The organism is Saccharothrix stipae, from assembly GCF_054781895.1.
Map to the genome: position 1 here is coordinate 949,444 of NZ_BAAGTN010000008.1, position 18,460 is coordinate 967,903.

Genomic DNA, 18,460 nt, shown 5'->3' on the forward strand with positions numbered 1-18,460 from the left:
GTCAGCGGTGGTTGTTCGGGTTGATGTTGTGCAGGAACTGCCCGCTCGGGTCCAGCGCCGCGTGCGGCACCGGAACCCGCTGGAGCAGGTTGCGCACCAGGTCGGCCGACGACCGGCGGGCGGCCTGCGCCTCCGCGGTCATCACCAGGCGGTGCGCCAGCACCGGCACGGCCACCGCGTGGATGTCGTCGGGCACCACGAAGTCGCGGCCCGCCAGCGCGGCCTGCGCCCTGGCCGACCGCACGAGCTGCAACGTCGAGCGCGGCGACGCGCCCAGCCGCAGCTCCGGCAGCCGCCGGGTGGCGCCGACGAGCTCCACCGCGTACCGGCGGACCTCCTGCGACAGGTGCACCCGCCGCACGACCTGGACCAGCCTCAGCACCTGCTCGGCGTCGGACACCGGGCGCAGGTCGGCCATCGGGTCGTGGCCCGCGTGCTCGTCCACCATGGCCAGCTCGGCCGCCGGGTCCGGGTACCCGATGGAGACGCGCGCGGTGAACCGGTCGCGCTGCGCCTCGGGCAGGGCGTAGGTGCCCTCCATCTCGATCGGGTTCTGCGTGGCGATCACCATGAACGGCGCGCCGAGCGGGTAGGTCTGCCCGTCGACGGTGACCTGGCGCTCCTCCATGCACTCCAGCAGCGCCGACTGGGTCTTCGGCGAGGCGCGGTTGATCTCGTCGCCCACCACGATGTTGGCGAACACCGGGCCGGGCCGGAACTCGAAGTCGTTGTCCTGCCGGTTGTAGATGGACACGCCGGTGATGTCGCTGGGCAGCAGGTCGGGGGTGAACTGGATGCGGCTCACCGTGCAGTCGATGGACCTGGCCAGCGCCTTGGCCAGCGACGTCTTGCCCACCCCCGGCACGTCCTCGACCAGCAGGTGGCCCTCGGCCAGCAGGGTGACCAGCGCGACCCGGACGACGTCCGGCTTGCCGACGATGACCTTCTCCACGTTGGCGGCGATCCGCCCGACCACGGCGTGCAGCTCCGCGAGCGCTTCCTCCGGTCGGGTGTGACCCCCGTTGTTGACGTGCGCGGTGGCGCGGTTGTCGGCTCCGCCGACGGCGTTCCCCTGGTTGACCGCAGGCACGCCGCCCCCGTAGGAGTGTTCTGGCAGCGCGGCTGGCTGTGTACTCGGAGTCACTCGACCTCCTGGAGCAGGGCGCGGCCCTACCGCGACCGGTTCGCGGTGGCGGTGAGCGTTTCACGCAGTGTGTCAAACCAGGGCGAAGCGCCCTACACCGATTGAACAGTTTCGGACCCGTGGTGGCCACGTCCCGGGAGCCCGGCCGGTTCACCCCACCCCACCACGATTCCCCACCAGGGCCTCCGGCGAACCGGTTTTGCCCGTTTTCGCTGCGCCATCCGGGTGGAGTTCCGGCCGGTTCGACTCACCCGCGGAGGTGGTCACGGCGGACGTCCCCCACCGCGCTCCACCCCGGCCATCTTCGTTCTACCTGCGTAAACGTCCCGGCACGGCGCGTGCAACCACCCGTTTCAGCGTTGACTGTGGTGAAAAGTGGGGTACTGTGGCGGCCGGTGGGGCAGACGGGGGCTCCACTGCCGGTCGGAAGTGAATCTTCCGGCGTCGGGAGGTGGGCGCCGTGTTCTTGGGCACGCACTACCCGAGGCTGGACGACAAGGGCCGACTGACGCTGCCTGCGAAGTTCCGGGACGCGCTAGCGGGGGGTCTGATGGTCACCAAGGGCCAGGACCACTGCCTCTACGTGTTCCCACGGGCCGAGTTCGAGCAGATGGCGCGCAAGGTGGCGGAGGCTCCTTTCACCAACGAGGCGGTCCGCGCCTACCAGCGCTACCTGTTCGCCGGGACCGACGAGCAGCGGCCGGACGGCCAGGGCCGGGTGTCGATCGCACCGGAACTGCGGCGGTACGCGGGGTTGACCAAGGAGTGCGTGGTCATCGGCGCGATCAACCGACTGGAGATCTGGGACGCGCAGGCGTGGCAGCGCTACCTCGACGAACACGAGGACAGCTACGCCACGGCGCGCGAGGAGGTGCTGCCCGGCGTCTTCTAGATCGGCTGGATCGGCCGTTTGTTTCGAGGTTTCGGGTGCCGTGAGGCCTCGGTCCGCTCGGCTTTCGGCCCTGGCGCACCTTCCCCGGCGCCAGGTCCGACGGGCGGGCGGGGACCTGACGACACCCGAATTTCTTCATCTTGTGAGGGGGGACCATCGAGGGAGGGGACATGGTGGAGCAGGCGCGGCACGTGCCGGTGTTGCTCGACCGCGTCCTGGCCCTGCTGGCCCCCGCGCTGGCCGATCGGGACGCCGTGTTCGTGGACTGCACGCTCGGTCTGGGCGGGCACTCCGAAGCGGTCCTGCGCGCGCACCCGCGGCTGCGGCTGATCGGGTTGGACCGCGACCCGCAGGCCATCGAGCTGTCCCGGCGGCGGCTGGCGCCGTTCGGCGACCGCGTGGAGTTCGTGCAGACCACGTACGACGGGATCGCCGAGGCGGTCGGCGGCGCGAAGGTCGACGGGATCCTGATGGACCTCGGGGTGTCCTCGCTCCAGCTGGACGCGGAGGAGCGCGGGTTCGCCTACTCCAAGGACGCGCCGCTCGACATGCGGATGAGCGCGGGCACCGGGACGACGGCGGCCGACGTGCTCAACACCTACTCGGTGGACGACCTGACCCGGATCCTGCGCGACTACGGCGAGGAGCGGTTCGCCCGCAAGATCGCGGGCGCGGTGGCGCGGGAACGGGAGCGCGAGCCGTTCACCACCAGCGGTCGGCTGGTCGAGCTGCTGTACGACGTGGTGCCCGCGGCGACCCGCAGGACGGGCGGCCACCCGGCGAAGCGGACGTTCCAGGCGTTGCGCATCGAGGTGAACCAGGAGCTGGAGTCGCTGCGCCTGGCGCTGCCGGCCGCGCTGTCGGTGCTGGCCGTCGGTGGCCGGATCGTCGTGGAGGCCTACCAGTCGCTGGAGGACCGGATGGTCAAGCGGGTGTTCACCGCGTTGGCCACGTCGACGTCACCGCAGGACCTGCCGGTCGAACTGCCCGGGCACGGCCCCCAGCTGCGGCTGGTGACCAGGGGCGCGGAGCAGGCGAACGAGCAGGAGATCGAAGAGAACCCCAGGGCCGCCTCGGTGCGACTGAGAGCGGCGGAACGCATCCGGGAGGCGACATGACCGCGCCGGCACGGACCGGCGGCGGCGTGCCGTCCCCGGCCAGGCCCTCCAAGCCCAGCGAGCGCGCGCTCAAGGCCGTGCCGCCGGAGCGTCGTCGCTCCGCGGCGGCGGAGCGCGCCTACGCCCGGCGCGCCCAGCGCACGTCGTCCAAGCGCGGTCCGGCGGTGACCCGGCAGCCCGCGGTGGCGCCCAAGGCGCCGTTCGTCGTGATGGTGATGGTCGTGCTCGGCGTGGGCATCGCGGCGATCATGTGGCTGTCCACCCAGGCGACCGCGGACTCGTACCGGCTCCAGGACGCGCGTGCCGAGGAGACCCGGCTCGCCCGGCAGGTCGACCAGCTGCGGCGGGAGGTCGCGCTGGCCGAGTCGCCGCTGAGCCTGGCCGAGGCCGCGGCGAAGCTCGGCCTGGTCCCGGCGGGCGACCCGGCCCGGTTGCGCCAGCTCCCGGACGGGTCGGTCGAGATCTACGGCAAGCCGTCCGCGGTCCAGCCGCCGCCCAGCCCTTCGACGTCCGCCGGGCCGCCGCCCGCCCAGGCGCAGGGTCAGACCACGCAGGGCCAGACCACGCCTGACCAGACCGCGCAGGGGCAGACCCCGCCGGACCAGGCGGCGCAGGACCAGGCCGCGCAGAACCAGACCGCGCAGGGGCAGACCACGCCGCCGTCCGCCGAGGGCCAAGCCGGGCAGCAGCCCCCGCAGGGCTAGCGGCGGACCAGGCTCGCAACGATCCGTGCACCAACCGGTACCAGGAGGTCAGTGATGCCGGGGCCCAGTCGGGGCAGACCTGTGCGACGCCCGTTGTCCGTCCGGGGGCCCGCTCCCGGACGTCGGCGCGGTGGCAACAGCCGGGTCCGCCTCGCGGTCGGCCGGTTGCTGCTGGTGGGCGCGCTGCTCCTGGCCGGTGTCAAGTTGGTGCAGGTCCAGGGCTTCCAGGCGGAGGCGTTGTCCGCGCAGGCCGAGCGGCAGCGCGCCACGGAGATCGACATCCCGGCGCCGCGCGGTTCGATCCTGGACCGCAACGGCAACCAGCTGGCGTTCAGCGTGGAGGCGCGCGCCCTGTACGTCGTGCCGCCGCGGATGCGCGAGGAGTGGGCGACGGCGCTGGCGGCCGACCCGGACATCGGCAGCTTCGAGGACCGCATCGCCGACATCGCCGCGTTCATCGAGCAGACGCTGGGCAAGGAGGTCGCCGGGCAGAAGACCGACCGCGACACCATGCTCGCCAAGCTGTCCCTGGACACCACCTACGTGGAGCTGGTCGACAACGTCGACCCGGGCAAGGCCGCCGTCATCACCGAGAAGTACAACAACGTCGGCTCGGAGTACCGGGCCGTGCGCGTGTACCCGAACGGCGAGCTTGCGTCGAACATCATCGGCGCGGCGAACTGGCGCAAGAACGAGGACCCGCCCGCCACGCACGGCCTGCTCGGCCTGGAGATCGCGCAGGACAACCTGCTCGCCGGCCGCAACGGGCAGCGGATCGTGGACACCATGCAGGGCAACGACAACGTCGTCATCCCGGGCCCGAACCGGTCGCGCGAGCTGGCCGCCGCCATCCCGGGCAAGAGCCTCGAACTGACCCTGGACGTGGACACGCAGTACGCGTTGCAGGGCATGGTCACCGAGTACACGAACAAGACCAAGGCCCGCAGCGGGTCGGCGGTGGTGCTCGACGTCCGGACCGGCGAGATCCTGGCGATGGCCAACGACAAGACGTTCGACCCGAACGACTTCGGCAAGGCGACCGAGGACCAGCTGCGCAACGTCGCGGTCACGTCGGTGTTCGAGCCCGGCTCGGTGAACAAGGTGGTGACCGCGGCGGCCGCCATCGAGGACGGCATCTACCAGCCGGACAGCGTGCTGGAGGTCGACGGCCGGATCAAGGTCGCCGACCGGACGATCAGCGACTGGTGGCAGCACGGCCCGCTGGACATGACGTTCACCGGGGTGTTCGCCAAGTCGTCCAACGTGGGCACGCTGCTGACCGCGCAGAAGATCGGCCAGGACCGGTACTCCGACATGCTGCGCAAGTTCGGGCTGGGCAAGCGCACCCAGTCCGGGCTGCCGGGCGAGGAGCCGGGGTACGTGCCGCCGCTCAACCAGTGGTCCGGGTCGACGTTCGGCAACCTGCCGATCGGGCAGGGCCTGAACATGACGTTGTTGCAGATGACAGGCATGTACCAGGCGATCGCGAACGACGGGGTGCGCATCCCGCCGCGGATCGTGCGCGCCGAGGTGTCCGACGACGGCGGCCGCAAGGAGATGAGCCCGCCCGACAGCGAGCGGGTGGTGTCGCCGCAGACGGCCAAGACGGTCCGCGACATGTTCCGCTCGGTGATGCAGAACGCGTCGGGACCGGATGCGCTGGTGCAGAGCGGGACGGGGACGCCCGCGGCGCTGCCGGGCTACCAGATCAGCGGCAAGACGGGGACCGCGCAGCAGATCGACCCCAAGTGCGGCTGCTACAGCAGCTCGGACTACTGGATCACGTTCGCCGGCATCCTGCCCGCCGACAACCCCAGGTTCGTGGTCGGCATCATGCTGGACAACCCGACCGCGAGCCCGCAGTCGGCCGCGCCGCTGTTCCGCGACGTCGCGTCGTACCTGTCGCAGCGCTACCAGATCCCGATGTCGGCGGAGCAGAGCCCGACCGTGCCGCTGGTGCTCTGAGATCCGGTTTCCCGCCAACGCCTTCGCCCGCGCGGTCGCCGTCCGAGGCCGACGCGGGGTCGGGTTCCACCGCTGAGGTCCCCGTATGTGCAAATCCATTCAGGTTTCAGGTGTAGGCCACTCGGTTTCAGGTGCAGAAGAGTGCGGTGAGCCGGTCCGGAGTGGACGTGCCGGACGAACACTCTCCGTGCGCCGGTAGCCTTCCGCGCGTGCCTGCCAAGCTAGAGGGCAAGGTCGCGACCGCTCCGCCTCGCCCTTCCCGCACCCAGCCCGTTGCCGTGTCCGAGCTCGCCACGACCGTCGACGCGCGCCTGACCGCGCCCGACCAGGCCCACGTCCAGGTCAGCGGCGTGACGTTGCGTGCTCAGCACGTGCGGCCGGGGGACCTGTTCGCCGCGTTGCCGGGCACGCGCGTGCACGGTGCCGACTTCGCCGCACAGGCCGTGGCGAGCGGCGCGGTGGCGGTGCTGACCGACGCCGAGGGCGCGGAGAAGGTCCACGGCGTGCCCGTGCTGGTCCACCCGGACCCGCGCGCCGCGCTCGGGCTGCTGGCCGCCTGCGTCTACGGCTTCCCGTCGACCAGGCTGGCGGTGTGGGGTGTGACCGGCACGTCCGGCAAGACCACCACCAGCTACATGATCGAGTCGGCGCTGCGCGCGGCCGGTCGCGCCACCGGGCTCATCGGCACGGTCGAGACGCGGGTCGCGGGTCGCAGGCTCGACAGCGCCCTCACCACCCCGGAGGCCCCCGACCTGCAAGCACTGCTGGCCGTGATGGTCGAGTGCGGCACCACGGACGTCGTCATGGAGGTCTCCAGCCACGCGCTGCGCCTGGGCCGGGTCGGCGGCGTGGGGTTCGCGATCGGCGCGTTCACCAACCTCTCGCAGGACCACCTGGACTTCCACCCGGACATGGAGGACTACTTCCGGACCAAGGCCGAGCTGTTCGACGGCCGGGCCCGCACCGAGGTGGTCTGCGTGGACGGCGAGTGGGGTCCGCGCCTGGTCAAGGACCGCACCGTCACGGTGGCGACCACCAAGCCCGCGGACTGGACGGCCACCGACGTCACGGTGTCGGCCACCGGCGAGCAGCGGTTCACCGCGCACGGCCCGGACGGCCTGCGGCTCGACGTCGAGCTCAGCCTGCCCGGCGACTTCAACGTCGCCAACGCCCTGCTGGCCATCGCCTGCCTGCACGTGCGGGGCATCGGGCTGGACGCCATCGGCGACGGCCTGCGCGACGTCCAGGTGCCCGGCCGCATGCAGCGCGTGGACGAGGGCCAGGACTTCACCGCCGTCGTGGACTACTCGCACAAGCCCGCCGCCGTCGCGCTCGCGCTGGACGCGGTGCGCGCCCGCGCCACCGGCCGCGTCATCACGGTCCTGGGCTGCGGCGGCGACCGGGACACCGCCAAGCGGCCACTCATGGGCGAGGAAGCCGCACGTCGCAGCGACGTCCTGGTCGTCACCGACGACAACCCGCGCAGCGAGGACCCGGCCGCGATCCGGGCCGCGATGCTGCACGGCGCGCTGGCCGTGGCGGACGACGAGCGCGGCGAGGTCGTGGAGATCGGCGACCGCCGCCGCGCCATCGAGCACGCGGTGTCCCTCGCGCGCACCGGCGACGTCGTCGTGGTCGCGGGCAAGGGCCACGAGACCGGCCAGGAGGTCGCGGGCGTCGTGCACCCGTTCTCCGACGTGGACGCACTGACCGAAGCGATCAGAGGAGCCACCCGGTGATCCAGCTCAGCCTCGCCGAGATCGCCGAGGTCGTCGGCGGCAAGCTGCACCACGCCACCGGCGCGGAGGTGGTCACCGGCAGCGTCGAGTTCGACACCCGCAAGCTCACCCCCGGCGGCCTGTTCCTGGCGCTGCCCGGCGAACGGGTCGACGGCCACGACTTCGCCGCCCAGGCCGTCGCGCAGGGCGCGGTCGGCGTGCTGGCGGGCCGTGCGGTCGACGCGCCCGCCGTCATCGCGCCACCCGTCGACAAGGCCGAGGGCAACGCCTACGTGCTGTCCGGCGACACCGACGGCGCGGGCGCGGCGGTGCTGGCGGCGCTGGCGAAGCTCGCCCGGCACGTCACGGACCGGCTGGCCGACCTGACCGTCATCGGCGTGACCGGCTCGTCCGGCAAGACGTCGACCAAGGACCTCATCGCCCAGGTGCTGACCCCGCTCGGGCCGACCATCGCGCCGCCCGGGTCGTTCAACAACGAGCTGGGCCACCCGTGGACGGCGTTGCGGGCCGACGAGAGCACCCGCTTCCTGGTCCTGGAGCTCAGCGCCCGCGGCGTCGGGCACATCGCCGAGCTGTGCGAGGTCGCCGTGCCCCGCGTCGGCGCCGTGCTGAACGTCGGCAGCGCCCACCTCGGCGAGTTCGGCTCCCGCCAGGGCATCGCCCAGGCCAAGGGCGAGCTGGTCGAGGCCCTGCCCGAGGACGGCATCGCGGTCCTCAACGCCGACGACCCGCTCGTCGCGGGCATGGCCGACCGCACCAAGGCCAAGGTCGTCCTCGTCGGCGAGAACGCGAACGCGCAGGTCCGCGCGAGGGACGTCGAGCTGGACGAGCAGGCCCGCGCCCGCTTCACGCTGGTCACGCCGCAAGGCGAGGCACCCGTGCGGTTGGCCGTGCACGGGCCGCACCAGGTCGGCAACGCCCTCACCGCCGCCGCGATCGCGCTGGAGCTCGGCTCGACCCCCGAGCAGATCGCGCACAGCCTCGGCAACGCCGAACGGGTCTCCGCGCATCGCATGGCGGTCTCCGAACGTCCTGACGGTGTGACGATCGTCAACGACGCGTACAACGCGAACCCGGAGTCGGTGCGTGCGGCGCTGAAGTCGCTGGCCACCATCTCCCGGTCCACCACGCCCGCCCGCCGGAGCTGGGCGGTGCTGGGCCCGATGGCCGAACTGGGTGCGGACTCGATCCGCGCGCACGACGAGATCGGCCGGCTCGCGGTCCGCTTGGACATCAACAAGCTGGTCGTGGTCGGTCAGGACGCCCGCGCTATGCACCAGGGGGCGCACCTGGAAGGATCTTGGGGCGAAGAAGCGATCTTGGTGCCCGACGTGGCGGCGGCCGTCGAGCTGCTGCGCGACCAGGTGCGGCCCGGTGACGTCGTCCTGGTGAAGGCATCCAACTCATACGGCCTGTGGCGGGTTGCCGAGGCTCTCCTGGAGGCGGTCAGCAAGTGAAGAGCATCCTCATCGCGGCGGCCATCGCGCTGATCGCGTCGATCATGCTGACGCCGTACCTGATCAAGATCTTCTCCCGGCAGGGCTTCGGCCAGGAGATCCGCGAAGAGGGACCGCAGAGCCACAAGACCAAGCGCGGCACGCCCACCATGGGCGGCGTGGCGATCCTGGTCGCGATGTGGGCGGGCTACCTCGGCGCGCACCTGGTGAACTCCATGTCGGCGTCCGCGCAGGACCAGACGCCCAGCGCGTCCGGCCTGCTGGTGCTGATGCTGACCACGTCGCTGGGCGTCGTCGGCTTCCTGGACGACTTCATCAAGATCCGCAAGCAGCGCAACCTGGGCCTGAACAAGACCGCGAAGCTGGTCGGCCAGTTCGTCGCCACGATCATCTTCGCGGTCCTGGTCATGCAGTTCCCGAACAAGGAGGGGTTCACGCCCGCCTCGGTGAACCTGTCGTTCGTGCGCGACATCGCCGTGGTGTCGTTCGGCGTGGTCGGGTTCGTGGTGTTCTGCTACGCCGCGATCAGCGCCTGGTCCAACGCGGTGAACCTGACCGACGGCCTGGACGGCCTGGCCGGCGGCACGTCCGCGATGGTGCTCGGCACCTACGTGGTGATCAGCTTCTGGCAGTTCCGCTACAACTGCTCGAACCTGCTCGTGGCCGGCTGCTACGACGTGCGCGACCCGCTGGACCTGGCGCTGGTCGCCGCCGCCGCGATGGCCGGCTGCATCGGCTTCCTGTGGTGGAACGCCGCGCCCGCCAAGATCTTCATGGGTGACACGGGCTCGCTCGCGCTGGGCGGCCTGGTCGCCGGCCTGTCCATCACCACGCGCACCGAGCTGCTGATGGTCGTCATCGGCGGTCTGTTCGTGGTCGAGGCGTTGTCGGTGGTGCTGCAGGTCGCGGTCTTCCGCACGTCACGGCGCCGGTTGTTCCGCATGGCGCCGTTCCACCACCACTTCGAACTCGCCGGGTGGGCGGAAACCACGGTGATCATCCGGTTCTGGCTGCTCGCGGGCATGTGCTGCATGCTGGGGCTCGGCCTGTTCTACAGTGAGTGGCTGACCGCGGTAGAGAGCTGACCATGGGATTCCTCGAAGGTCGTCGCGTTCTCGTAGCGGGCGCCGGGGTGACCGGCCGGTCCGCGGCGGAGGCCTTGCTGGCGGCCGACGCGGTCGTCACGGTGACCGACGGTTCGGCGGATCGCCTCGCCGCGCTGGAGCAGCTGTTGCCCGGCGTGACGCTGACGCCCGGGCTGGTGGCGCCGCCGTCGGGCACGGACCTGGTCGTGACCAGCCCCGGGTGGCGTCCGTCCAGCCCGTTGCTGGAGGCGGCGACGGCGGCCGGGATCGAGGTGATCGGCGAGGTCGAGCTGGCCTGGCGGATGGGGCTGGAGCTGGCCGACCCGCCGACGTGGCTCGCGGTGACGGGGACGAACGGCAAGACCACGACCGTCGGGATGCTGGAGTCGATCCTGCGTGCGGCCGGCATCGACGCGGTGGCGTGCGGCAACGTGGGCCTGCCCGTGGTGGACGCGCTGCTGGCCGGTCGCCGGGTGCTGGCGGTCGAGCTGTCGAGCTTCCAGCTGCACTGGTCGCCGTCCGTGCGGCCGTTCGCCGGGGTGTTGTTGAACCTGGCCGAGGACCACCTGGACTGGCACGGCACGTTCGAGGCGTACGCCGGGGCGAAGGCCGGTGTGCTGACCGGTGAGGTCGCCGTCGGCGGGGTGGACGATCCCGTCGTGGCGCGGCTCCTGGCCTCGTCGCCGGCGGCCGCGCACGTCGGTTTCACGCTCGGGTCGCCGGAGGAGGGGCAGCTCGGGGTGCACGACGGCCAGTTGGTTGACCGGGCGTTCGGGCCCGCGGACGAGGTGCTGCTGCCGGTCGCCGACGTCCAGCCGGGCGGGCCGCCGGGGATCGCGGACGCGTTGGCGGCGGCGGCCCTGGCCCGTGCGCACGGCGTGCCGGCTTCGGCGGTGGCGCAGGGGTTGCGCGAGTTCCGGCCCGGGGCGCACCGGGCGGTGCCGGTGGCCACGGCCGGTGGGGTTTCGTACGTCAACGACTCCAAGGCCACCAACCCGCACGCCGCGGCGGCGTCGTTGCGGTCGCACGAGAGCGTGGTGTGGGTGGCCGGCGGGTTGCTCAAGGGCGCCTCGGTGGACGAGCTGGTGCGCGACGAGGGCCACCGGTTGCGCGGGGCGGTGTTGATCGGGGCGGACCGCGAGGTGATCGCTTCGGCGCTGTCGAGGTACGCGCCGTCGGTGCCCGTGGCGGTGCTGGCCGACGCCACGATGCAGGACGCGGTGCGGGCCGCCAGTTCGATGGCGCGGGACGGGGATGCGGTCGTGCTGGCGCCGGCGGCGGCTTCGATGGACATGTTCACCGACTACGCGCATCGCGGGCAGGCGTTCACCGACGCGGTGCTGGAACTGGTCGGTCAGCGCGGCGAGTGATCTTCGAGGACCCGGTCGGGGTCTTTGAGGTAGGTGTGCGCGGACTCGATCACCGCGCACGGCCAGGTGGTGTGGCAACCCGGGCACCGGCCGGCGGCGTCGGCCTTGTGGGTGGTGAGCGTGCCGCGCAGCGCGGCGATCAGGCGGGGGACTTCGGTGCGGGCGACGGCCAGGACGGTGTCGTCGTCGGTGTCGTGCTCGGTGGTCAGCAGCTCGACGGTGTCGAGGTAGCCGAGCATGTCCTGGTTCAGCAGGTGGTGGGCGCGGGCCAGCGCGTCGGAGATCATGCGGCCAAAGGTGCACTTCAACGGCTCGCGATGCAACACGGCAACATGCTTATCGGCAGAAGTTCACCCGATCAGTGGCCCTGTTGCCCGCTAATGTCGGACCCATGCCGCAGAACCAAGGTCCGGGAGTCCGGCGGCGCGTCCTGGCGAGCGCGCTGACCCAACTCCGCGAGGAGGCCGGGCTCGACTTCGACGATGTGGTCGAGAACCTGGGCTACTCGAAGTCGAAGATCAGCCGCATCGAGTCGGCGTACACCGGAGTGTCCATAGTAGACACCCGGGCGCTGGCCGAGCTTTACGGGGCCGCTCCCGAGAAGACGGCGTGGTTGCTGCGGTTGGCGAAGGTCGCGAAGAAGCGCGGCTGGTGGCACGTGTACGGCGATGTCCTGTTCGACTGGTTCTCCGAGTACGTGGTCCTGGAGTCCGAGGCGGTCGCCATCGACACCTTCGAAATCGACCTGGTCCCCGGCCTCTTCCAAACCCCGGCCTACGCTCGCTGGGTCATGCGTTCCTACGCGCCCGATGCGACTGATGAAGCCATCCACAAGCGTGCCGAACTGCGCCAGACGCGACAGCACCGGGTGGAAGACGGCTCGCTTTCGGTGTGGGCGATCCTCGATGAAGCAGCCCTGCGCCGGGTTGTCGGTGGCGCGGAGGTGCACGAGGAGCAACTGGCCCACCTGCTGAAACTGGCCGACCTGCCGAACGTGACCTTGCAGGTGCTGCCCTTCGGCAAGGGGCAGCACATGGCGATGGGCACCGCCTTCACGCTGCTGAAGTTCGCCGACTTCCCGAGTGTGGTCTATATAGACAACCTGACCGGCGGCCTCTATCTGGAGGAAACGACCGAGATCGCGCGGTATAGCCTGGTGCTGGATCATCTGCGGGCCACCGCGCTCGACCCGCACGAGTCGGTCGCGCTGATCAAGCGGGTGATTGATGGCCTTTAGCCCGCTCCAGGAGGACGCGATGTGGTCTCAGTGGCGCAAGAGCAGCCGCAGCAACGGTAGCGGGAACTGCGTGGAGGTGGCCCTGTCGACCGACGCGTTCCGGGTTCGGGACAGCAAGAACTCCGCCGGCCCCGTCCTCCAGTTCGGCGAGCGGGCCATGGCGATCTTCCTGGCCGGTGTCAAGCGGGGATAAATCTCGCTGACACGCGGGCGATTGTCGACGGCTGCCGGCCCGCGCGGGAGACGATGGGTGCATGACTGCGGTGGACCGGACCCCGGTGGAGCGACCGCCACGAGCGGCACGGCGCACCAAGCGGGTGGTCGCGGTGCGGACTTCGCTGACCGCGTGGCTCGGTCGTCCGCTGGCGGACTTCCACCTGCTGCTGGCGATCTTCGGCCTGCTGACCGTGCTCGGCCTGATCATGGTGCTGTCCGCGTCCGCCCCGGGCGAGGTGGCGGAGGGCGCGTCGGCCTACAGCGTGTTCAAGAAGCAACTGCTGTACGTGGGCGTCGGCGCGATCGTCTTCCTGATCGTCCTGCGCATACCGCTGCGCACGATCCGGCACGGCAGCACGATGGCGATGCTGGTCTCCGTGATCCTGCTGGTCCTGGTGCTCACCCCGCTCGGCTCGGTCCTGGGCGGCGCGCAGTCGTGGTTCACCGTCGGGCCGATCTCGTTCCAGCCGATCGAACCGGCGAAGCTCGCGCTCGCGCTCTGGGGCGCGCACGTCCTGGTCACCAAGCGCGCCCTGCTGGACCAGTACCGGCACCTGCTGGTCCCGGTCGTGCCGGTGGCGATGCTGGTGTTCGCGCTGGTGATGCTCCAACCCGACCTCGGCGGCACGATCACGCTCGGTGTCGTGCTGATGAGCCTGCTGTGGTTCGTCGGCGCGCCCATGCGGATCTTCGGGATCATCACGATCGGCGCGGTGACCGGCGCGCTGGTGCTCGCGCTCGGCTCGGACTACCGCTTCAAGCGCGTGCACACGTTCCTCAACCCGGCGGCGGATCCGCAGGGTGACGGGCTCCAGGCGTTGCAGGCGCTGTACGCGTTGGCGGAGGGCGGGTTCTTCGGCAAGGGCCTCACCAACGGCAGCTCGAAGTGGCGCTACCTGCCCAACGTGCACAGCGACTTCATCTTCGCCGTGATCGGCGAGGAGCTGGGGTTCATCGGCTGCGTGCTGGTGCTCGGCCTGTTCGTGCTGCTCACCGTGGTGGGCTTGCGGATCGCGGCGCGCAACACCGACCCGTGGATCCGCATGGTGGCGGCGACGCTGACCGTCTGGCTGGTCGCGCAGGCCGCGATCAACATCGGCTACGTCGTGCAGCTGCTGCCGGTCACCGGCATCACCCTGCCGATGATCTCCTCCGGCGGCACGTCGGTCGTCACGACCATGTTCGTGTTCGGCATCCTGGCCAACTGCGCACGTCACGAGCCGGAAGCGGTCTCGGCGCTGCGGTCGCTCGGCCCCGGCCGGGTCGGCGGGGTGCTGAAACTGCCGGCGCCCGAGGTGTACAAGCCGCCGCCGAAGCGCCGTCCCGTGCGGCCCTCACCGCCGCCGCGCGGTCGCAAGGCCGCGCCGCCGCCCGTGGACGAGCGGAGGATGGCCGGTCGTCACGCTCCGCCGTCGGAGTACCGTCGTCGCGAATCCCGGAAGGCCGCCCAGGACCGGGACGTGAGGTCCAGGCGGCGTGACGGGCGCTAGCCACTACAAGCGGTAAACGATGCGAGGAGGAGTGCGTGACCGGGGTTCCCCAGCAGGCCGGTCCGTGCGTGGTGGTCGCCGGAGGCGGCACCGCCGGGCACATCGAGCCAGCCCTGGCCCTGGCCGACGCGGTCATGCGGCTTCGGCCCGACGCGCGCGTGGTCGCGCTCGGCACTGAGCGCGGCCTGGAGAGCAGACTCGTGCCGGCCCGCGGTTACCCGCTGGAGCTGATCCCGCCGGTGCCGATGCCGCGCAAGCCGACGACGGACCTGCTGAAGCTGCCGCTGCGGGTGCGCGGCGCCGTCCGCCACACGCGTGAGGTGCTGGAACGGGTCGGCGCGGACGTCGTGGTCGGCTTCGGCGGCTACGTCGCGCTGCCCGCGTACCTCGCCGCCCGCAACCGGGTGCCGATCGTGGTGCACGAGGCCAACGCCAAGGCCGGGCTCGCCAACAAGGTCGGCGCGAAGTTCGCCGAACGGGTCGCCGCCGCCGTGCCCGACTCCGGCCTGACCGACGCCGAGATCATCGGCATCCCGCTGCGCTACTCGATCACCTCGCTCAAGCGGGCCGAGCTGCGCCAGCAGGCCCGCGCCCACTTCGGCCTGCACCCGACGGCGCCCACGCTGCTGGTGTTCGGCGGCTCGCAGGGCGCCCGGTCGATCAACAACGCGGTGTCCGGCGCCGCGTCCGCGTTCGCGCAGGCCGGGATCGCGGTGCTGCACGCGCACGGGCCGAAGAACACCGTCGCGGTGCAGTCGGTGCCGGGTGCGGCCCCGTACGTGCCGGTGCCGTACCTGGACCGGATGGACCTCGCCTACGCGGCGGCGGACGCGGTGCTGTGCCGGTCCGGCGCGATGACGGTGGCCGAGGTGTCCGCCGTGGGCCTGCCCGCGGTGTTCGTGCCGCTGCCGCACGGCAACGGCGAGCAGGCGCTCAACGCGGGGCCCGTGGTGGCCGCCGGCGGCGGCATCCTGGTGCCGGACGAGCAGCTGACGCCGGAGTGGATCTCGGCGAACGTGGTCCCGCTGGTCGCCGACCGCAACCGGCTGGCCGCGATGACCACGGCCACGCTGAGCACCGGCCACCGCGAGGCCGACGAGGTGCTGGCCCGCATGGTGCTCGAGGTGATCAAGAAGTGAGCGACGTCCTGGACCGGGTGCACCTGGTCGGCATCGGCGGCGCGGGCATGAGCGGCATCGCGCGGATCCTGCTCGCCCGCGGCGCGCAGGTGTCCGGCTCGGACGCCAAGGACTCGCGCACCGTGCTCGCGCTGCGGGCGCAGGGCGCGGCGATCGCGGTCGGCCACGCCGGCGCGAACCTCGACCAGCTCTCCGGCGGCCCCACGGCGGTCGTGGTGTCCACCGCGATCCGCGAGGACAACCCCGAGCTGGTGGAAGCCCGCGCCCGCGGCACGGTCGTGCTGCGGCGGGCCGAGGCGCTGGCCGCGCTGATGCTCGACCACCGGGTGGCCTGCGTCGCCGGCACCCACGGCAAGACGTCCACCACCTCCATGCTCACGGTCGCCCTGCAACATTGCCGAATGGACCCGTCGTTCGCGATCGGCGGCGACCTCAACGAGTCCGGCGCCAACGCCCACCAGGGCACCGGCGGCGTGTTCGTCGCCGAGGCCGACGAGAGCGACGGCTCGTTCCTCTTCTTCTCGCCCTCGGTCGCGGTGGTGACCAACGTCGAGGCCGACCACCTCGACCACCACGGCACGGTCGAGGCCTACGTGGCGGTGTTCGACTCGTTCCTGGAGCGCATCCAGCCCGACGGCGTGCTCATCGCGTGCGCGGACGACCCGGGCTCGGCGGCGCTGGCCGAACGGGCCGCGAAGCTCGGCATCCGGGTCCGCGCGTACGGCCGCACGGCCACCGGTCCCGGCTCGGTGCGCCTGATCGACTACCGGCCCGCCGACTCCGGCGGCGTGGCCAGGGTGGAGCTGGCCGGTGACGCGGCCGGTGACGCACCCTCCGGGGGAGACGGCAACGAGGTGCTGGACGTGCACGTGGCCGTGCCCGGCGAGCACATGGCGGGCAACGCGATCGCCGCCCTGATCGCCGCCCTGGAACTGGGCGCGGACCGCGAGGGCGTGCTGGTCGGCCTGGCCGCGTTCGGCGGCGTCCGCAGGCGGTTCGAGTTCAAGGGCCAGGCGCGGGGCGTGCGGGTGTACGACGACTACGCCCACCACCCCACCGAGGTGGCCGCCCAGATCACCGCCGCCCGCCCGGTCGCGGGCGACGGCAAGCTGGTCGTGGTGTTCCAGCCGCACCTGTACTCGCGGACCCGGCTGTTCGCCGAGGAGTTCGCCGCCGCGCTCGGCCTGGCCGACGCGGTGGTGGTGCTCGACGTCTACGGCGCGCGCGAGGAGCCGGAGCCGGGCGTCAGCGGCGCGCTGGTCTCGGGCCTGGTGTCGCTGGAGGTCGGCAAGGTGGTCTACGAGCCGTCGTTCGACCGGGTGCCCGCGCTGGTCGCGAGCATGGTCGAGGAGGGCGACGTGGTCGTGACGATGGGCGCGGGCGACGTGACCATGCTCGGGCCGGAGATCGTCGGGGAGCTGGACCGGGCATGACCACCCAGGCGCGTCGTCGCCCGGCCGCGCCCGGCGGCCCGGGCTCGCGGTCGGCGCCGCGCCGTCGACCGCGCGGCGCGCCACGTCGCCCGTCGCGGGGCGGCCTGTACCGGCGCAAGGTGGTGCGCCGCCGGCTCGGCGCGATCCTGGCCATGTCCGTGGTGACCATCGTGGTCTGCACGGTCTGGTTCACGCCGGTGCTCGGCGTCCGCGAGGTGCAGGTGCGCGGCATCGTGGACCTCAGCGCCGACGAGGTGCGCGCGGCCGCCGCGGTCGAGTCCGGCACGCCGCTGGTGCGGCTGGACGTCGACGCGGTCGCCGGGCGGGTCCGTGAGCTGCCCCGGGTCGCCGGGGTCGTGGTCGAGCGGGTGGTGCCCGGCACCGTGCGGCTCACCGTGGACGAGCGGGAGCCGGTCGGGGTGATCATCGTGCCCGACGGCGCGCACCTGGTCGACGTGACCGGCAAGGACTACGCGACCGTCGTGCAGCCGCCGGACGGGCTGCCGGAGCTGAAGGTGTCGCAGGACGCGGTCGTCGCCGCGGTGGCCGTGCTGACCCAGATCCCCGAGGCGTTGCGCAAGGACGTGCGGACCGTCACGGCGGACTCGCCGTCGGACGTGCGGCTGTCCCTGAGCGCCGGCCGCGAGGTCCGTTGGGGCTCTTCGGCCGACACCGCCCGCAAGGCCGCCGTGCTGGCCGTGCTGCTGACCCGCAAGGGCAGCGTGTTCGACGTGTCCAGCCCCGAGCTGCCGACCGTCTCGTAAATCCGGTAAACCCGGCGACGTGGTGAAACCCGCCACATGACGTATCTGCGGAAGTCCGTCGTCCGCGACCCTTCCCGAGGTGATACTTCGGGTATGACCCAGGCGCCGGTGGACAACCGCATCGAACTGCCCTACACCGGCGGCGAACGCGTCCTGCTGGGCGGTTTCCTCGATTTCCTGCGCGGCACGATCGAGCTGAAGTGCGCCGGGCTGTCCGACGCCGACGCCACCCGCTCGGTGCTCCCGTCGCAGCTCAACACGGCCGCGGGCATCGTCAAGCACCTGCGCTGGGTCGAGCACTACTGGTTCGAGGTGGCCCTGGCCGGAGGGCCGTCGAAGGTCCCGTACACCAGGGAGGACCCGGACGCCGATTGGCGCGTCGAGCCGGGTGAGACGATCTCGGGATTGCTCGCCGACTACGCTGCGCAGTGCAGGGCGAGTCGCGAACTCGTCGCGGGCCTCGACCTCGACCACGAGGTGGCGTTCCGCGGTGACAAGCAGCTTTCCGTGCGCTGGGTGCTGATCCACATGATCGAGGAGACGGGTCGGCACGCGGGGCACCTGGACGTGGTGCGGGAACTGCTCGACGGGGTGACCGGCGAGTAAAGACCGCTCACCCGGTCAGGACACAACACGGCGTGGCTGCTGGACCGAGGCATTCGCGATGCATAACGTCCAGCAGGAACATACGGGGTTGACATAACTCT

The 18,460-nt window shown here is 71.6% G+C and carries 17 protein-coding genes; 15 read left to right on the forward strand and 2 right to left on the reverse strand.

Going from position 1 to position 18,460, the window contains the following annotated elements:
* Position 1: 1 nt before the first annotated feature.
* Complete coding sequence (locus tag ACYVLT_RS21315; protein ID WP_461121926.1) at positions 2-1,144, reverse strand: AAA family ATPase; 1,143 nt, start codon at positions 1,142-1,144, stop codon at positions 2-4.
* A 460-nt stretch (positions 1,145-1,604) separates the two neighbouring features.
* Between ACYVLT_RS21315 and mraZ the strand changes: the two genes are divergently transcribed.
* The 8 genes from mraZ to murD all read left to right on the forward strand — a co-directional run bounded on the left by mraZ (position 1,605) and on the right by murD (position 11,474).
* The gene (gene mraZ / locus ACYVLT_RS21320) at positions 1,605-2,036 is read left to right on the forward strand and encodes a division/cell wall cluster transcriptional repressor MraZ (RefSeq protein WP_106613421.1); all 432 of its coding nucleotides are present in this window, start codon (positions 1,605-1,607) and stop codon (positions 2,034-2,036) included.
* 170 nt (positions 2,037-2,206) lie between these two features.
* On the forward strand, positions 2,207-3,154 hold the full coding sequence (gene rsmH / locus ACYVLT_RS21325) for a 16S rRNA (cytosine(1402)-N(4))-methyltransferase RsmH (RefSeq protein WP_461121927.1): 948 nt from the start codon (positions 2,207-2,209) through the stop codon (positions 3,152-3,154).
* The gene (locus tag ACYVLT_RS21330; protein WP_461121928.1) at positions 3,151-3,858 is read left to right on the forward strand and encodes a hypothetical protein; all 708 of its coding nucleotides are present in this window, start codon (positions 3,151-3,153) and stop codon (positions 3,856-3,858) included. Before rsmH ends, ACYVLT_RS21330 begins: the two co-directional genes overlap by 4 nt.
* Positions 3,859-3,939: 81 nt before the next feature.
* On the forward strand, positions 3,940-5,823 hold the full coding sequence (locus tag ACYVLT_RS21335) for a peptidoglycan D,D-transpeptidase FtsI family protein (RefSeq protein WP_461121929.1): 1,884 nt from the start codon (positions 3,940-3,942) through the stop codon (positions 5,821-5,823).
* A gap of 209 nt (positions 5,824-6,032) precedes the next feature.
* Positions 6,033-7,562, forward strand: a complete 1,530-nt coding sequence (locus ACYVLT_RS21340; protein ID WP_461121930.1) for a UDP-N-acetylmuramoyl-L-alanyl-D-glutamate--2,6-diaminopimelate ligase — start codon at positions 6,033-6,035, stop codon at positions 7,560-7,562.
* A complete protein-coding gene (locus ACYVLT_RS21345) occupies positions 7,559-9,019 on the forward strand; it encodes a UDP-N-acetylmuramoyl-tripeptide--D-alanyl-D-alanine ligase (protein ID WP_461121931.1) in 1,461 nt (486 codons plus the stop codon). The genes ACYVLT_RS21340 and ACYVLT_RS21345 overlap by 4 nt, the downstream gene beginning before the upstream one ends.
* Positions 9,016-10,104, forward strand: a complete 1,089-nt coding sequence (gene mraY / locus ACYVLT_RS21350; protein ID WP_461121932.1) for a phospho-N-acetylmuramoyl-pentapeptide-transferase — start codon at positions 9,016-9,018, stop codon at positions 10,102-10,104. The genes ACYVLT_RS21345 and mraY overlap by 4 nt, the downstream gene beginning before the upstream one ends.
* Positions 10,105-10,106: 2 nt before the next feature.
* Positions 10,107-11,474, forward strand: coding sequence for a UDP-N-acetylmuramoyl-L-alanine--D-glutamate ligase (gene murD / locus ACYVLT_RS21355; protein ID WP_461121933.1), 1,368 nt, complete (start codon positions 10,107-10,109; stop codon positions 11,472-11,474).
* Here the strand turns inward: murD and ACYVLT_RS21360 are convergent.
* Positions 11,459-11,761, reverse strand: a complete 303-nt coding sequence (locus ACYVLT_RS21360) for a hypothetical protein (RefSeq protein ID WP_461121934.1) — start codon at positions 11,759-11,761, stop codon at positions 11,459-11,461. The genes murD and ACYVLT_RS21360 overlap by 16 nt on opposite strands.
* A gap of 104 nt (positions 11,762-11,865) precedes the next feature.
* Here ACYVLT_RS21360 and ACYVLT_RS21365 point away from each other — a divergent pair, with 104 nt between their 5' ends.
* The 7 genes from ACYVLT_RS21365 to ACYVLT_RS21395 all read left to right on the forward strand — a co-directional run bounded on the left by ACYVLT_RS21365 (position 11,866) and on the right by ACYVLT_RS21395 (position 18,359).
* Positions 11,866-12,711 carry a helix-turn-helix domain-containing protein gene (locus ACYVLT_RS21365; protein ID WP_461121935.1) on the forward strand — a complete coding sequence of 282 codons (846 nt, stop codon included), beginning with the start codon at positions 11,866-11,868 and terminating at the stop codon, positions 12,709-12,711.
* Between the two features lie 19 nt (positions 12,712-12,730).
* Positions 12,731-12,904 (forward strand): DUF397 domain-containing protein, encoded by a 174-nt coding sequence (locus ACYVLT_RS21370; RefSeq protein WP_461121936.1) that lies wholly within the window; start codon positions 12,731-12,733, stop codon positions 12,902-12,904.
* Between the two features lie 61 nt (positions 12,905-12,965).
* Positions 12,966-14,417 (forward strand): putative lipid II flippase FtsW, encoded by a 1,452-nt coding sequence (gene ftsW / locus ACYVLT_RS21375; protein WP_461121937.1) that lies wholly within the window; start codon positions 12,966-12,968, stop codon positions 14,415-14,417.
* A gap of 35 nt (positions 14,418-14,452) precedes the next feature.
* A complete protein-coding gene (gene murG / locus ACYVLT_RS21380; protein WP_461121938.1) occupies positions 14,453-15,556 on the forward strand; it encodes an undecaprenyldiphospho-muramoylpentapeptide beta-N-acetylglucosaminyltransferase in 1,104 nt (367 codons plus the stop codon).
* On the forward strand, positions 15,553-16,989 hold the full coding sequence (gene murC, locus ACYVLT_RS21385; RefSeq protein ID WP_461121939.1) for a UDP-N-acetylmuramate--L-alanine ligase: 1,437 nt from the start codon (positions 15,553-15,555) through the stop codon (positions 16,987-16,989). The genes murG and murC overlap by 4 nt, the downstream gene beginning before the upstream one ends.
* Positions 16,986-17,753, forward strand: coding sequence for a cell division protein FtsQ/DivIB (locus tag ACYVLT_RS21390; RefSeq protein ID WP_461121940.1), 768 nt, complete (start codon positions 16,986-16,988; stop codon positions 17,751-17,753). The genes murC and ACYVLT_RS21390 overlap by 4 nt, the downstream gene beginning before the upstream one ends.
* A gap of 93 nt (positions 17,754-17,846) precedes the next feature.
* A complete protein-coding gene (locus ACYVLT_RS21395; RefSeq protein ID WP_461121941.1) occupies positions 17,847-18,359 on the forward strand; it encodes a DinB family protein in 513 nt (170 codons plus the stop codon).
* The last annotated feature ends 101 nt before the right edge of the window (positions 18,360-18,460 follow it).